This is a genomic window from Halorientalis brevis (assembly GCF_023077655.1).
The window spans coordinates 13791-29134 of record NZ_JALLGV010000005.1 but is presented as its reverse complement, the minus strand read 5'-3'; the positions used below and the strand labels follow the sequence as shown (position 1 = coordinate 29134).

The 15344-nt window shown below is 63.2% G+C and carries 16 protein-coding genes; 10 read left to right on the top strand and 6 right to left on the bottom strand.

The features are described 5' to 3' along the window. Positions 1–271: 271 nt before the first annotated feature. The gene (locus MU553_RS12000; RefSeq protein WP_247378180.1) at positions 272–952 is read left to right on the top strand and encodes a VOC family protein; all 681 of its coding nucleotides are present in this window, start codon (positions 272–274) and stop codon (positions 950–952) included. A gap of 66 nt (positions 953–1018) precedes the next feature. Here MU553_RS12000 and katG read toward each other — a convergent pair whose 3' ends face one another. Both katG and MU553_RS11990 read right to left on the bottom strand, forming a co-directional pair. Next, positions 1019–3157 carry a catalase/peroxidase HPI gene (gene katG / locus MU553_RS11995; protein ID WP_247378177.1) on the bottom strand — a complete coding sequence of 713 codons (2139 nt, stop codon included), beginning with the start codon at positions 3155–3157 and terminating at the stop codon, positions 1019–1021. Between the two features lie 180 nt (positions 3158–3337). Continuing rightward, a complete protein-coding gene (locus MU553_RS11990; protein WP_247378175.1) occupies positions 3338–3628 on the bottom strand; it encodes a DUF5779 family protein in 291 nt (96 codons plus the stop codon). 287 nt (positions 3629–3915) lie between these two features. On the opposite strand from MU553_RS11990, the gene MU553_RS11985 reads away from it, so the two are divergent. The 7 genes from MU553_RS11985 (at position 3916) to leuD (ending at position 11162) form a co-directional block, all read left to right on the top strand. Then, positions 3916–5124 carry a LeuA family protein gene (locus MU553_RS11985; RefSeq protein WP_247378170.1) on the top strand — a complete coding sequence of 403 codons (1209 nt, stop codon included), beginning with the start codon at positions 3916–3918 and terminating at the stop codon, positions 5122–5124. A gap of 300 nt (positions 5125–5424) precedes the next feature. Further along, positions 5425–7218, top strand: coding sequence for a biosynthetic-type acetolactate synthase large subunit (gene ilvB / locus MU553_RS11980; RefSeq protein ID WP_247378168.1), 1794 nt, complete (start codon positions 5425–5427; stop codon positions 7216–7218). Positions 7219–7220: 2 nt separating this feature from the next. Further along, positions 7221–7859 (top strand): acetolactate synthase small subunit, encoded by a 639-nt coding sequence (gene ilvN / locus MU553_RS11975; protein WP_247378163.1) that lies wholly within the window; start codon positions 7221–7223, stop codon positions 7857–7859. Then, positions 7852–8853 carry a ketol-acid reductoisomerase gene (gene ilvC / locus MU553_RS11970; protein WP_247378161.1) on the top strand — a complete coding sequence of 334 codons (1002 nt, stop codon included), beginning with the start codon at positions 7852–7854 and terminating at the stop codon, positions 8851–8853. Before ilvN ends, ilvC begins: the two co-directional genes overlap by 8 nt. A gap of 4 nt (positions 8854–8857) precedes the next feature. Continuing rightward, the gene (locus MU553_RS11965) at positions 8858–9133 is read left to right on the top strand and encodes a DUF7989 family protein (protein WP_247378157.1); all 276 of its coding nucleotides are present in this window, start codon (positions 8858–8860) and stop codon (positions 9131–9133) included. Further along, on the top strand, positions 9130–10551 hold the full coding sequence (leuC, locus tag MU553_RS11960) for a 3-isopropylmalate dehydratase large subunit (protein ID WP_247378155.1): 1422 nt from the start codon (positions 9130–9132) through the stop codon (positions 10549–10551). The genes MU553_RS11965 and leuC overlap by 4 nt, the downstream gene beginning before the upstream one ends. Beyond that, positions 10548–11162 (top strand): 3-isopropylmalate dehydratase small subunit, encoded by a 615-nt coding sequence (leuD, locus tag MU553_RS11955; RefSeq protein WP_247378154.1) that lies wholly within the window; start codon positions 10548–10550, stop codon positions 11160–11162. Before leuC ends, leuD begins: the two co-directional genes overlap by 4 nt. A gap of 284 nt (positions 11163–11446) precedes the next feature. Here the strand turns inward: leuD and MU553_RS11950 are convergent, their stop codons facing one another. Then, a complete protein-coding gene (locus tag MU553_RS11950; RefSeq protein WP_247378151.1) occupies positions 11447–12070 on the bottom strand; it encodes an acetate uptake transporter in 624 nt (207 codons plus the stop codon). Positions 12071–12269: 199 nt separating this feature from the next. Between MU553_RS11950 and MU553_RS11945 the strand changes: the two genes are divergently transcribed. Further along, the gene (locus MU553_RS11945) at positions 12270–13250 is read left to right on the top strand and encodes an isocitrate/isopropylmalate dehydrogenase family protein (protein ID WP_247378149.1); all 981 of its coding nucleotides are present in this window, start codon (positions 12270–12272) and stop codon (positions 13248–13250) included. Positions 13251–13393: 143 nt separating this feature from the next. Here MU553_RS11945 and MU553_RS11940 read toward each other — a convergent pair whose 3' ends face one another. Next, positions 13394–13714 (bottom strand): HalOD1 output domain-containing protein, encoded by a 321-nt coding sequence (locus MU553_RS11940; RefSeq protein WP_247378147.1) that lies wholly within the window; start codon positions 13712–13714, stop codon positions 13394–13396. Between the two features lie 59 nt (positions 13715–13773). After that, entirely contained in the window at positions 13774–14433 is a 660-nt protein-coding gene (locus tag MU553_RS11935) for a helix-turn-helix domain-containing protein (RefSeq protein WP_247378144.1), read from the bottom strand. A 273-nt stretch (positions 14434–14706) separates the two neighbouring features. On the opposite strand from MU553_RS11935, the gene MU553_RS11930 reads away from it, so the two are divergent. Beyond that, on the top strand, positions 14707–14859 hold the full coding sequence (locus MU553_RS11930; RefSeq protein WP_247378141.1) for a DUF7557 family protein: 153 nt from the start codon (positions 14707–14709) through the stop codon (positions 14857–14859). Here MU553_RS11930 and MU553_RS11925 read toward each other — a convergent pair. Continuing rightward, positions 14853–15335: a DUF5799 family protein gene (locus MU553_RS11925; protein ID WP_247378138.1), complete on the bottom strand. Its 483-nt coding sequence runs from the start codon at positions 15333–15335 to the stop codon at positions 14853–14855. The genes MU553_RS11930 and MU553_RS11925 overlap by 7 nt on opposite strands. Between the last annotated feature and the right edge of the window lie 9 nt (positions 15336–15344).

The window sequence follows — 15344 nt, the reverse complement described above, 5'->3', positions numbered from 1 at the left end:
CACATCGCCCTATAGTTCATTCACTGTTCGAAATATTTGTCCAGTGGCAAACAACGTTAGCTCGTGATGGCCAGTGAATCGGGCACCCGCACCCGGAGCGGCTATAGTAGTCACCAGAAGTCTTTGCTCACAGTCTACTCGGTCAGGGCGTTGCGAGCCGGAAAACAGACCTGCTGACGCTCGTGGACAGTGAAAATTTCTGCTGACTACGATAGCTAGTCACGGCCGACGCGTGGCCCACCGTTAAGACTGTACGGGCAGAACGTGGTGTATGCTCACTGGGCTCCGCTGGCTGGCGCTCGAAGTCAAGTATCTCGACCGTGCGCAGTCGTTTTACGAGAGCTTTCTCGACTTAGAGCCCGTTCGCGAGAGCGAGACGGACGCAGTGCTGGCTGCCGGCGACACCGATCTCGTCCTCCGCCGGCCAGAGGGTGTCCCCCGGGGCGGACTCCACACGCACTACGCGTTTTCGACACCGTTCGAGGAGTACGATCGCTGGTGGGACCGCCTCTCGGAGTCGTTCGATCTGGTGGAACACCAGTTCGGCGACGCGAAGTCGCTGTACTTCTACGACGTGGCGGGCAACTGCGTCGAAATCGGCCAGCGCGACACCGACGGGCAGGGGATCACCGGCATCTTCGAAATCGTCCTCGAAGTCGCTGATCTGGACCGGGCCGAGTCCTTCTACCGGGCGCTCGGCATGGAGGTGATGGGGCGTGGCGACGAGCGATCGCGTGTTCGCCTCACAGCCGGCCCGTTCGACCTCGAACTGTGGGAGCCGCAACTCGGTCTCGCCGACGGCCGTGGCGGCGTTCACGTCGATCTCGGGTTCGAGACGGCCGATCCCGAGGCAGCGGCCGACGCCGTCGCAGACGAGGCTCGATCGGTCCAGACGGTGACCGACGGCGTCCGCGTCGTCGATCCCGACGGCCATCGTCTCACGTTCAGGTGACCGGCGGTTATCGGACGACGGATCGAAAAAACGAGCAGCGAGTCCGTTACGACGCTACGGTCTGGATCACTCGAGGTCGAAGCGATCGAGGCTCATCACTTTGTCCCACGCGTCAACGAAGTCACGCACGAACTGTTCCTCTGCGTCGTCACTCGCGTAGGCCTGGGAGAGGGCTCGAAGCCGAGAGTGCGAACCGAAGACGAGGTCCACGCGGGAACCCTTCCACTTGACTTCGCCCGTGTCACGGTCGCGCCCCTCGAACACGTCTCTGGAGTCCGAGACTGGCTCCCACTCCGTGCTCATGTCGAGCAGGTTCACGAAGAAGTCGTTGGTCAACGTCTCCGGCTGGTCGGTGAAGACGCCGAGGTCGGACTGCTGGTAGTTGGCGTTCAGCGCCCGCATGCCGCCGACCAGGACGGTCATTTCGGGCGGCGTCAGATTCAGCAGCTCCGCCTTGTCCACCAGCGACTCCTCGGCCGGTCGGTCGAGGTCGCCTCCGAAGTAGTTACGGAACCCGTCGGCGTCCGGTTTGAGCGCCTGGAAGGACTCGACGTCGGTCTGTTCCTGCGTGGCGTCCGTGCGGCCCGGCTCGAAGGGTACTTCAACGTCGTAGCCGGCGTCCGCTGCTGCCTGCTCGACGGCCGCACAGCCGCCCAGCACGATCAGGTCCGCGAGCGAGACCCGCGTTCCGTCGGAGCGCGAGCTGTTGAAGTCCTCCTGGATCACTTCGAGGGTCTTCAGGACAGTCTCTAACTCCTCCGGCTCGTTCACCTCCCAGTTGTTCTGGGGTTCGAGGCGGATGCGGGCCCCGTTCGCACCACCGCGCTTGTCGCTGTCGCGGTACGTCGACGCCGACGCCCAGGCGGTCTTGACGAGCTGGGAGATCGACAGCTCCGAATCGAGGATCTCCTCTTTGAGCTGGGCGATCTCCTCGTCCCCGATCAGTTCGTAATCGGCGTCGGGAACGGGATCCTGCCAGAGCATCTCTTCGTCGGGAACTTCGGGACCGAGGAACCGCTCCGGCGGACCCATGTCGCGGTGGATCAGTTTGTACCAGGCCTTCGCGAACGTCTCCCGGAACTCCTGTGGGTTGTCCCGGAAGCGCTCGAGTACCTCGCGGTAGTCCGGGTCCCGCTTGAGCGCGACGTCCGTCGTCAGCATCATTATGTCTTCTTTGTCCGACGGGTCCGCGACGCCCGGTGCAGACTCGTCGAGTTCGCCGTTTTGGGTGGTCCACTGCCACGCACCGCCGGGGCCTTTTTCGGGCCACCACTTGTAGTCGAGCAGGTTCTCGACGAAGGTCATATCCCAGGCTGTGGGCGTCTGGGTCCAGGGCCCCTCGATCCCGCTGGTTATCGTGTCGGGACCGTTGCCCTCGCCGAACTCGTTCTCCCAGCCGAGGCCCTGCTCCTCGATGGGGGCCGCTTCGGGCTCGGGACCGAGGTTGTCGTCGGAGTCAGCGCCGTGGACCTTCCCGAACGTGTGTCCGCCGGCGATGAGCGCGACCGTCTCCTCGTCGTTCATCGCCATGCGGTCGAACGACTGTCGAATGTACTTGGCCGACTCTTTCGGGTCCGGTTCACCGCCCGGGCCCTCCGGGTTCACGTAGATGAGGCCCATGTGGTCGGCGGCCAGGTCTCCCTGGAGGTTGCCCTCTTCGTCGTGGCGCTTGTCCGCCATCATCTCCTCTTCGGGCCCCCAGTCGACGGCCTTGTTGGGTGCCCAGGCGTCCTCGCGCCCACCGGCGAACCCGTACGTCTCGAAGCCCATCGACTCGAGGGCGACGTTCCCGGCCAGAACGATCAGGTCGGCCCACGAGAGTTTGCGGCCGTACTTCTGCTTGACCGGCTCGAGAAGGCGTCGCGCCTTGTCGAGGTTCGCGTTGTCGGGCCAGCTGTTGACGGGCGCAAAGCGCTGTGTCCCGCCGGACGCGCCGCCCCGACCGTCGGTGGTGCGGTACGTACCGGCGCTGTGCCACGCCATCCGAATGATCAACGGCCCGTAGTGGCCGTAGTCAGCCGGCCACCAGTCCTGCGACGTCGTCAAAACCTCCTCGATGTCTTCCTTGACGGCTTCGAAGTCGAGCGACTCGAACGCCTCGGCGTAGTCGAACTCCTCGCCCATCGGATCGACTTGCTGAGCGTTCTGATCGAGAATCTCTATATCCAGCTGATTCGTCCACCAGTCTTGGTCGGACCCATTCATCATCGGGCAATTGCGACTTTCGCATATTAAGATTGTCCATCCGCTAACGAAGACTTCGTAGAGTCACAAGGAATCTTGCGGATTAGAGAATTTTTCTCAGCAGGGAATACGCGCTATGTATTCAGCACGCTGACCGAACTGTCCCGAATCGAGGGTTTCAACGGGACCAGTCGTTTCGTTTCAAAGCCGCTCGGTGTCGATGATAACACCGGGTGGCGTCACGATGAGGAAGTCTCGGAAATGCATGAGTTCGCCGCCAGAGGCCTTGACGTCGCGCGCGAAGCCCGCAGCGAGTTCGTTCACGTCGCCGTCGATGTTCAGCACGAGTACGGCACCGTTTTCGATCTCAGCTAACCACTCGCCGTCGGGTGTCGAGCCGTCGAGGACGCCGAGGATGATGTGGCTCCCCTCACGATCGTCGTCTTCCATCTGGTCCTCGACCGCCTGTAAGTCGAGGTCGAAATCGCCCATACCCAGCGCAGGAGCGCGGGCGGCAAAAATCCTCGCCACTTTGTAACGCTCGAACGTCGACAGTTCGGGGTGTACCGTGCACGCGAACCGAACTCTCTTGCATCCTCCTGGGAGGAACCCCAGTTACTGCACGATTCCGACAGACCACCGGGATTCGGGCGGTTCGAGGTCCAAAAAGGGGAAAAGTCACCCATGGCGACACGTGTCAAACGTCGAGACATCAATAGTTGCAAGGACAACTTTATATAGGAGGCGTGGCGTCGATATGGATGTAATCATGTCCAACAATGAGGGCACGTCGGGATCCCCGGCGGATCGAGTTCTTCCAGGGCACACTGGATTCCACTTCTGAAATAGAAGAAGCACGGATTTTCGATACCACGCTGCGCGACGGCGAACAGTCGCCACGCACGTCGTTCTCGTACGACGATAAACGCGAGATAGCGGCTGTGCTGGACGACATGGGCACCCACGTCATCGAGGCTGGGTTCCCGGTCAACTCCGACGCGGAGTTCGAGGCTGTTCGAGACATTGCCGAGTCGACAAGCCGTAGCGACGTTTGTGGGCTGGCCCGCGTGGTAGAGAAAGACGTCGAGGCTGCAATCGACTCGGGCGTCGACCTGATACACGTTTTCGTATCGACGAGCGACGTCCAACTGCAGGACTCCATGCACGCGACTCGGGAGGAGGCCAAACATGCCGCCGTCGAGTCCATCGAGCGTGTCAAGGAGGCCGGCGTCGAGTGCATGTTCTCGCCTATGGACGCAACGCGCACGGACGAGGAGTTCCTGATCGATGCGGTGCAGGCCGCCGACGAGGCGGGCGCCGACTGGGTGAATCTCCCAGACACCGTCGGCGTCGCGACGCCGCGGCGACTGTACGACATGGTCGAGACGGTCGTCGATGCGATCGACGCGCGCGTGGACGTTCACACACACGACGACTTCGGACTGGCTTCAGCGAACGCGCTGTCCGGGTTCGAAGCTGGCGCGAGCCAGTCGCAGGTGTCGGTCAACGGGATCGGCGAACGGGCGGGCAACGCGGCCTACGAACAGGTCGTGATGGCCCTCGAAAGTCTGTACGACGTCGATACCAACATCGACACGACGCGGATCACGGAGCTGTCGCGATTGGTCGAGGACCGGTCGACGATTCCGGTCCCGGCCAACCAGCCGGTCGTCGGCGAAAACGCGTTCTCGCACGAGAGCGGCATCCACGCAGCGGGCGTCATCGAGAACTCGGACACGTTCGAGCCGGGCGTCATGACGCCGGAGATGGTGGGGGCCGAGCGCGAACTCGTCCTCGGGAAACACACCGGGCAACACTCGGTTCGCGAGCGGCTCAGTGACGCCGGGTTCGACCCGACCGAAGAGGAGGTCCGGGAAGTAACCCGTCGCGTCAAGGACTACGGCGCCGAGAAACAGCGGGTCACCATGGACGTTCTGGAGAAGTTCGCCCGCGAAGTCGGCGTCAAAGAAGAGGAGGTCCGGGTCTGAGATGACCTCCCTTCCGGTTGCGACCGTTCCCGAGCGGCGGCTAAACGGAGAGCTAGTCGCAACTCGGAAGAATTATACCGCTCGGACGGTGTACCATCGTACCGATGACAACGCGCGCTGGCGGTCGGGTCAGTCCCGCCTCCAGCGACGCGCTCGTGATTCTGCAGATTATTGTAGGGGCCCACTAGCCCCTACCATCACCTACATCACGGCTTTTGACGCATCGTCCATCAACGAGCAACGGAGGGTACTAGACATGCACGACACGCACTATCGATCACAGACACGGAGGCAGAACACATGAGCGAAGGCGCACAGACACCGCACGCGGACGAAGTCGAAACGGAGGCCGAAGGCGGTGCACCGACCGAGCCCGAAGAGGAGACGCACGTCGAACCCATCGAGACGGGTGCCGACGCGGTCATCGCGTCGCTCAAGAAAGCGGGTGCGGAGTACCTGTTCGGCGTCCAGGGTGGGGCGATCATGCCCGTCTACGACGCGCTGTACAGCGAATCGGACCTGAAGCACGTCACGATGGCGCACGAGCAGGGCGCGGTGCACGCCGCCGACGCCTACGGCATCGTCTCCGGTGATCCGGGCGTCTGTATGGCGACGTCGGGTCCCGGCGCGACCAACCTCGTGACGGGGCTGGCCGACGCCAACATGGACTCCGACCCGCTGATCGCCCTGACGGGCCAGGTCCCCACGGATCTGGTCGGGAACGACGCGTTCCAGGAGACCGACACGATCGGCGTCACCGCGCCGGTCACGAAATTCAACTACTTCTCCTCGTCGCCGGACGAGGTGGGCGACGACGTCGGGACCGCGTACGCGCTGGCAGCGGAAGGCCGGCAGGGACCGACCCTGGTCGACCTGCCCAAGGACGTCACCATCCCGGAGACGACCGTCGAGCCAGGCAAGCCGAAGACGCCGGACACGTACAACCCGCCGGAGGAGGCGGACGAGGAGATCGTCGAGGCCGCGGCCGAGTGCCTGATGAACGCCGACAAGCCGGTCATCCTGGCCGGCGGCGGCGTCATCAAGGGCGAGGCGTGGCACGAACTGCGCGACTTCGCCACGGAGTACGAGATCCCGGTCATCACGACGATGCCCGGCATCGGCGCGTTCCCCGAAGACCACGAACTCAGCCTGGAGATGGCCGGGATGCACGGCACCGGCTACGCCAACATGGCCATCACGCTGACCGACTGCCTGCTGGGCGTCGGGACGCGCTTCGACGACCGGCTGACGGGCGGCATCGACAGCTTCGCGCCGGACGCCGAGGTCATCCACGTCGAGATCGACCCGGCGGAAGTCTCGAAGAACGTCGAAGCCGACTACCCGCTGCTCGGCGACGCCAGCGAGGTGCTCGACCAGCTGGACGACGCGATGACGCGCGCGCCCGACATCGCCGAGTGGCGCGAGCAGTGCCAGACGTGGAAAGACGAGTACCCGCTGGACTACGAGATGCCGGAGGACCGGCCGCTCAAGCCCCAGTACATCGTCGAGCAGTTCGACGACGTGACTGACGACGACGCGATCGTCACGACGGGCGTCGGCCAGCACCAGATGTGGGCCTGCCAGTACTGGACCTACACGGAGCCCCGGACGTGGGTTTCCTCGCACGGCCTCGGTACGATGGGCTACGGCGTGCCCGCAGCCATCGGTGCCAAACTGGCCGAACCCGACAAGGAGGTCGTCTCCTTCGAGGGTGACGGCTCGTTCCTGATGACGAGTCAGGAGCTCACCGTCGCAGTGCGTGAGGACCTCGACATCACCATCGTCGTCCTGAACAACGAGGCGATCGGCATGGTCCGCCAGTGGCAGGACGGCTTCTACGGCGGCCGTCGCATGGCCTCGGAGTACCCGTGGATTCCGGAGTTCGACAAGCTGGCGGAAGCGTACGGTGCCCGCGGCTGGCGGCTCGAAGACTACGACGACGTCGAGGAGACCATCCAGGAAGCCATCGAGTACGACGGGCCGTCCGTCGTGGACGTGCTGATCGACCCGGCAGAGAACGTCTACCCGATGGTCCCGAGCGGCGGCGACAACGGACTGTTCGCCCTCTCCGAGGACATGCTCGACGACATCTAACAATGACAGGAAAACTCCCAGGACCGTCCCCGGGCGAGCGGCAACGGCCGACGGGACGGCGCAACGACCAAGGCATTCGCATCGACCCCGAAGTCGAGGCAGAGCACGAACCGCGCCGCGTGGTTCTTTCGGCGCTGGTCGAACACCGACCCGGCGTGCTGGCCGAAGTCTCCGGCCTCTTCAGCCGCCGGCAGTTCAACATCGAGAGTCTCACCGTCGGGACGACCACCGACGAGAGCCGTGCTCGGATGACGATCGTCATCGAGGAGCCCGAACCGGGCATCGAGCAGGCCAAAAAGCAGCTCCAGAAGCTGATCCCGGTCGTCTCGGTGCGCGAACTCGAACCGGACGCCGTCCAGCGCGAGCTGGTCATCCTGAAAGTCAACGGCGACGAGCCGGACAAGGTGCAGGCGATCACCGAGATGTACAACGGTGACACGCTCGACGCCGGGCCGCGGACGATCACGGTCGAGATCACCGGCGACGAGCAGAAGATCAACGACGCCATCGACGCGTACGAGCAGTTCGGCATCCGCGAGGTCGTCCGGACCGGCGACGCGGCGCTGGCGCGCGGAGAACAGCCCACAGCAGCAGTGACTGAAGACGGAAACCCAACGCAGGTAACAGCAGACGATGACTGACGACTTTACCAACCCGATCTACTACGACGAGGACGCAGACGTATCGAACATCGAAGACGAGACGGTCGCGATCCTGGGCTACGGAAGCCAGGGCCACGCACACGCGCTGAACCTCCACGAGAGCGGGGTCGACGTGGTCGTGGGACTCCGCGAGAGTTCCTCCTCCCGCGAGGCAGCACAGGACGAAGGGCTCGAAGTCATGACCCCAGTCGACGCCGCTGCGGCGGCCGACATGGTCATGATGCTGGTCCCGGACACGGTCCAGCCTTCGGTGTACGCCCAGATCGAGGACGAACTCGACGCCGGTGACACGCTGATGTTCGCCCACGGGTTCAACATCCACTACGGCCAGATCCGTCCCGCCGACGACGTGGACGTGATGATGGTCGCACCCAAGTCGCCCGGCCACCTGGTCCGCCGCAACTACGAGAAGGGCGAGGGGACCCCCGGCCTGCTTGCGATCTATCAGGACACGACCGGTGAGGCCAAAGAAGAAGGGCTCGCATACGCGAAGGCCATCGGCTGCACCCGCGCGGGCGTCATCGAGACGACGTTCCGCGAAGAGACCGAGACCGACCTGTTCGGCGAGCAAGCAGTGTTGTGTGGCGGCGTCACCGAGATGGTCAAGGTCGGCTTCGAGACGCTGGTCGACGCGGGCTACAGCCCGGAGATGGCGTACTTCGAGTGCCTGAACGAACTCAAGCTCATCGTCGATCTGATGTACGAAGGCGGCCACATGGAGATGTGGAACTCCGTCTCCGACACCGCCGAGTACGGCGGTCTCACCCGCGGTGAGGAAGTCATCAACCGCGAGGGGATGGAGGAGATCCTCGAAGGCGTCCAGAATGGCGAGTTCGCCCGCGAGTGGATCACCGAGAACCAGGCCAACCGGCCGGCCTACAAGCAGTATCGCGACGCGGAACAGAACCACCAGATCGAGGAGGTCGGCGGTCGCCTGCGCGACCTGTTCGCCTGGGGCGACGACGCCGAGTAACACCATGACAGACGCAATGAAAGACGTCAGTCACACGAACCCCTACACCGACGAGTCGTTCGGTGAGACCGTCGTCTTCCGACGCGGTCAGACGGTCGCAGCGGATGGCGGTGAGCGAACCGACGGTTCGCGATCCTCGTTGGGCCGGAGGTCCGACGGCGGGCGTCGCGAGCGGAGCGAGAAACAGACGATGAAAGACGTGAGTCACACACCTCCGACGGGAGACGGCGCGATGCGCGTCTTCGAGCGGGGGACCGAAGGACGCGACGAGACAGTATGAGTTCGGGAACACTATACGACAAAGTTTGGGACAACCACAAGGTAACGACGCTGCCGAACGGACAGGATCAGCTGTTCGTCGGCCTGCACCTCATCCACGAGGTCACCAGTCCGCAGGCGTTCGGGATGATCCAGGAGCGCGACATGGAGGTCGCGCGCCCGGACCTGACGCTGGCGACGGTCGACCACATCGTTCCGACTGCCGACCAGTCGCGGCCGTACAGCGACGACGCGGCAGAAGAGATGATGGCGGAACTCGAAGACAACGTCCGCGAGTCCGGCATCGAGTTCCTCTCACCCGAGACCGGTGATCAGGGGATCGTCCACGTCGTCGGCCCGGAGCAGGGCCTGACCCAGCCTGGTAAGACGATCGTCTGCGGTGACAGCCACACCTCGACCCACGGCGCGTTCGGCGCGCTCGCCTTTGGGATCGGGACCAGCCAGATCCGCGACGTGCTGGCGACCCAGACCATCGCGATGGACAAACAGAAGGTCCGGAAGATCGAGGTCACCGGCGAACTCGCCGATGGCGTCGAAGCCAAGGACGTCATTCTGGAGATCATCCGTCGCCTGGGCACGGAGGGTGGCGTCGGCTACGTCTACGAGTACGCCGGCGAAGCCATCGAGAACCTGGGCATGGAAGGGCGGATGTCCATCTGCAACATGTCCATCGAGGGCGGCGCTCGCGCGGGCTACGTTAACCCCGACGAGACCACCTACGAGTGGCTCGAGGAGACGGACTACTTCCAGAACAACCCCGAGAAGTTCGACGAACTCAAGCCGTACTGGGAGTCCATCCGTTCCGACGAGGACGCCGAGTATGACGACGTCGTCACCATCGACGCCAGCGAACTGGAGCCGGTCGTCACCTGGGGAACCACGCCCGGTCAGGGCGTCGGCGTCACCGAGCCGATTCCGGCACCCGAGGAACTGCCGGAGGAAAAGCAAGAGACCGCCCGGCAGGCACAGGAACACATGCGCGTCGAACCCGGCGACACGATGGAGGGCTACGAGATCGACGTGGCCTTCCTGGGTTCGTGTACGAACGCACGACTGCCGGACCTGCGCCGTGCCGCGAAGATCGTCGAGGGCCGTCAGGTGCCAGATGACGTGCGCGCGTTCGTCGTCCCCGGCAGCCAGCGCGTCCAGAAAGCCGCCGAAGAAGAGGGGCTGAAGGACGTCTTCGAGGACGCCGGCTTCGACTGGCGAAACGCCGGCTGTTCGATGTGTCTGGGCATGAACGACGATCAGCTGGAGGGCGACGAGGCTTCTGCGTCGTCGTCGAACCGGAACTTCGTCGGCCGCCAGGGTTCGAAGGACGGTCGGACCGTCCTGATGAACCCGCAGATGGTCGCGGCTGCGGCCGTCACCGGCGAAGTCACTGACGTTCGCGAGATGGAGGAGGTGGTGTCCGTATGAGCGAAGAAGTGGAGATTCCGGAGGTCACCGAGGTCCACGGCAAGGGCGTTCCCATCCGCGGGAACGACATCGACACCGACCAGATCATTCCGGCGCGGTTCATGAAGGTCGTCACGTTCGACGGGCTGGGCGAGTTCTCCTTCTTCGACCAGCGCTTCGACGAGAACGACGAACCCAAGGACCACCCGATGAACGAGGAGCGCTTCCAGGACGCTTCGGTTATGGTCGTCAACTCCAACTTCGGCTGTGGCTCCTCGCGCGAGCATGCACCTCAGGCCCTGATGCGCTGGGGCATCGACGCGTTCATCGGCGAGTCCTTCGCCGAGATTTTCGCCGGCAACTGTCTGGCGCTCGGACTCCCGACCGTCACCACCGACTCGGAGACGGTCGAGGAAATCCAGGACTTCGTCGACGAGAACCCCGACGCCGAGATCGACATCGACGTCGCCGAGGAGACGGTGACGTACGACGGACAGACCGTCGACGTAACCGTCAACGAGGGCCAGCGCAAGGCGCTCGTCGAAGGCATCTGGGACACGACCGCGCTGATGAAGGCCAACCAGGACGCCATCGAGGAGACGGCCGAGAACCTGCCGTACCTCGACGGCTGAGGACGCCTCAGGGTTCGACTACGATCGGTTCTTTTCGCGTTTTCTACGTCTCCGACTCGACGTCACTGATCGCGTAGGCGAAAAAGAACAGCCCCTTGAGTCGGGCGTTCTCCACCGTGGTGGAACCCGTTCGGCGCCCCACATCTCTCCGTCAGCGATGGATTCTCATACGTCGAACACCCGCTCGGGGAAAGCGAGTAGGACGAAGCCGATGTGAAATCGATTGCCGAGAGGGACGGTCGGTACGTCGAAAAGAGAGATTGCAGCGGTGTCGTCGCTGCTGGTCAGTCGTCGGCGACGCTCACAGAGTCGGGGGTGCTCGGCGTCGACCCGAGCGGCGCGTCCCCGAGCGGGAGAACCTCGCGGTCGAAACTCCAGTTCGTCACTTCCGCGACGCTGACGTAGAACGCACCAGCGGCGGTGACGAGTCCGAGGTAGCCACCGTACCGAGTGAGCGACGGCATCCCGAACAGGTCACCGAAGGCGAGCAGGAAGAACGTCACCGAGAGAACGAGGAAAACGCTCCAGAGCGCCCAGTTGAGTTTGAACGTGCTGATCCACATACCGACGGTAAACACGCCCCAGACGAGAAGAACCATCCCGATCGCAGACGTGCCGACCGAGGGGAGCCACCCGTTGTGGGTCATCGTCACAAGCAGTCCGAACCAGATCCAGAACGCCCCGTAACTGGTGAAGGCTGTCAATCCGAAGGTATTCCCCTCCTGATATTCGAGCAGTCCGACGAGCAACTGCACGAACCCGCCAAAGACGAGTGCGAGCGGGATAAGCGCCATCTCGAGTTCGATACCGAAGATGCCGGCATTGACGAGGCTCAGTAACACGGTCGTGAGACTGAACGCCGCCAACCCCAGTGGACCCGGGTTGCCGGTGGTAGTATTCGCAGGCATCACCCTCACCATCGCAACCCAGTGATTAAAGATGATGATATTTCAGCCAGTGTGGTGACGGGTGACGTGACACAAAACCGCACGACTGCAGGCAGTTAGGTCGGCCGAAGTGGTCGTCAGTTTAAATGTAATATGTATGTTGTGTATGGAAAACGGGCGTATCGACACGCTCTTTTCGGCCCCCTACGCACCTTCGGCCATGACAGAGCAAATCGCGGTTATTCCCGGTGACGGCATCGGACACGAGGTCGTCCCGGCGACGCTCGACGTACTGGAGGCACTGGACATCGACTTCGAGTTCGTCGAAGGCGAGGCTGGCGACGCCGTTCTGGAGGAGCGCGGCGAGGCACTCCCCGACGAGACGTACGAACTGGCCGAGGAATCCGACGCGACGCTGTTCGGCGCGGCCGGCGAGACGGCTGCGGACGTCATCCTCCCGCTCCGAGAGGCAGTCGATTCCTTCGCGAACGTCCGTCCCGCACGGTCGTATCCGGGCATCGACGCGGTCAAACCCGAGACGGATCTCGTCTTCATTCGGGAAAACACCGAAGGCGTCTACGCGGGGATCGAGAGCCAGCTCTCGGACGACGTGACGACGCTGACGCGGCTCATCACGGACTCCGCGTCTCGACGCATCGCCGAGTACGGGTTCGAGTACGCAGCTGAGAACGGGTTCGACGACGTGACGGTCGCACACAAGGCCAACGTGATGCGAACCACGGACGGGCAGTTCCTCGAAGCTTGTTCGGCGGTCGCAGACGAGGGCGATTACGAGTACGACGAGGCGCTGATGGACGCGCTCGCGATGCACCTCATCATGCACCCGGAAGACTACGGCGTCGTCATCTGCCCGAACCTGGCGGGGGACATGCTGTCGGACCTCGCCGCCGGACTCGTGGGCGGACTGGGCCTGCTCCCGAGTGCGAACGTGGGTCCCGACAACGCGCTCTTCGAGCCTGTGCACGGGTCGGCGCCCGACATCGCGGGACAGGAGATCGCGAATCCCGCGGCCATGGTGCTCTCGGCCGCGATGATGCTCGAGCACCTCGGCTACGGTGACGACGCCGCGCGAGTCCGTTCGGCAGTCGAAGCAGTGATGGCGGAGGGGCCGCGGACACCTGATCTGGGCGGCGACGCGTCGACCCAGGACGTGGCAGACGCGATCGTCGACCAGCTATAGACCGTTCTACCGCTTTATTCTGTGCTGACCGACGCCGGGTAACTCGCCCCAGCGGACTTGTACAGAATTGTGGCGTCTGTCACCGACTGGAGTCGGTTGAGAAAAGACGTAGCGAGGGCCCACGGGAGACGGATCGGGCGCGATTATGCCCGCGTGACCAGTACCTCGCCGGATCCGCTCGCGGTGACCTCGAAGCCCGAGTGGGTGAACGAGACAGTCCCAGACTGCTGAGTCCCGTCGCCCGGCTGCCCGAAGAGCGCGTCCAGCGCGTCGGGGTCGATCGTCTCGAAGAGGGGATCGATGGCGCCGACGTCCAGTTGGTCCGTCGTCGTCGCGGTAGTGCGGCTCGCTGCTTTCCGGAGCGCCACGATCACTGCTTCGCTCAGTGATTCCCCGTCGGTTGCGGTGTGCGTGGTGATCTCGCGGTTCGTCTCTCCCTGTTGCTGAGTCAGATCGGTAGCCATTGAGTACTTCATACTCGTGGATATCGAGGGGAAATTGGTCGGGTTGGCCCACCAACCCTTTAATTGTGTCCGTCCTTTGCAACCGTGCTCCGGAGCAACGCCTCGTGTCCGCGCCTGAGCAGGGCGGAAAGTGCCTGACTCGAAATATCGAATTCGGCGGCGAGCTCTTCGGTCGAAATCTCGCGAGGGACCTCGTAATACCCCTGTTCGAGAGCGCGGAGGAGCACTTCCCGCTGTCTGTCAGTGAGGTCGTAGCCGGCCGTATCGCCGTCATCGCTCCGGTAGAGCCGGCGAAGCTCGAAGGAGAGGTCGTGGTCCTCGCACAGTTTCCGATACTCGACGAGGGCGTCTCGGTCGGGGATCTGCGCGCGATACTCGACGTGGTCGCCCTTCGCCAGGATTTCCAGGAACGTGATCCCCATGTCGATCGCGTCGACGTACGTCAGGCCCCGTTCGCCCACTTCGGAAAGCGTCACGCGAAAGAGACGCCGCTCCGAAATGTCCGAGAAGAATTCGTAGTCCGTGATGGACGGATCGGTCGGCAGTTCCTCCTCGAACCGCTGTAAGTCCGCTTCGCTTCCCCGGGCCCAGAAGATGAGTCGCGCGTTCTCCTCTGAGATCGGTTGTTCGTCCTCGACCTCCAGTTCGACGTCGGGGACTGAACGGCGTGTCGTTTCGAGGATCGGATTCGCCAGCGTGTACTCGACAATGTAACCCATCTGTATTGTTTGTTCGGCAGGAGACGGCTGGATCCGTTCTGGACTGACCGCTACTGTCTTCCCAGTTCGGTCGCAGCTACCAAAGCAGGTGTGACGTGCTGTTCCCCTCTTCGTTTTTCTTTCGGGTCCCCAGAATAAAACTCCCCGGCCCAATCGCTGCGGCGTACTCCCCACTAATTGCGACTCGATCATCCACCTCGCTGCCCGCGTCTCCGCTGGAACCGCACTTTGCCAGCCGGGTATCTTAAGGAGACGCCGAGCGTCGAATTATCTATGCCGACTGTGGACCTCGAAGCGGAGACGATCGAACGGTTGGACGACCTTCGAATCGACGACGAGAGCTACGACGAGGTAATTAACGAACTCATCAACATCTACCAGGCCGAGGAGCTCACCCTGTTCAGGGGCAGCGACGAAGATTACTGATCGGTCGAGCTCGCTGCTGTGCGGACTTCGTTCCACTTCCCACCGTCTTCGAGCTGTGCCTGTAGCTCCGCAGCGTACTCCTGTGCGAGTTGTTCGGCCGCTTCGAGTCGCTCGGGATCGACTTCTGAGTTCGCGTCCGGCCTCTGGTCACCGCCACCGAAGCCGAGTGCGTCTTTCAGACCGCCGAGTAGTCCGGAGCTGTCCCCGCTTCCGGGGTTTCCAGGACCGCCAGCAGCACCCATCGGGCCTGCCTGCTCGACGGCATCGAGTTCGGGCATGATCGAAGGCAGGTTGCTGGTATCGGCGACGAGGCGCGCCCGCTCTTCGTCCTCCGGATGTTCGATGTCGAATTCGACGGCAGTCATGACGAGTCCCCACTGTTGCCGGGAGAACTGTGAGTTCGTCACGCGGTCGGTGAACTGCTGATCGACAGTCATCCGGTCACCGACGATACGATCGGTCCACTGGTCACTCATACCATAGCG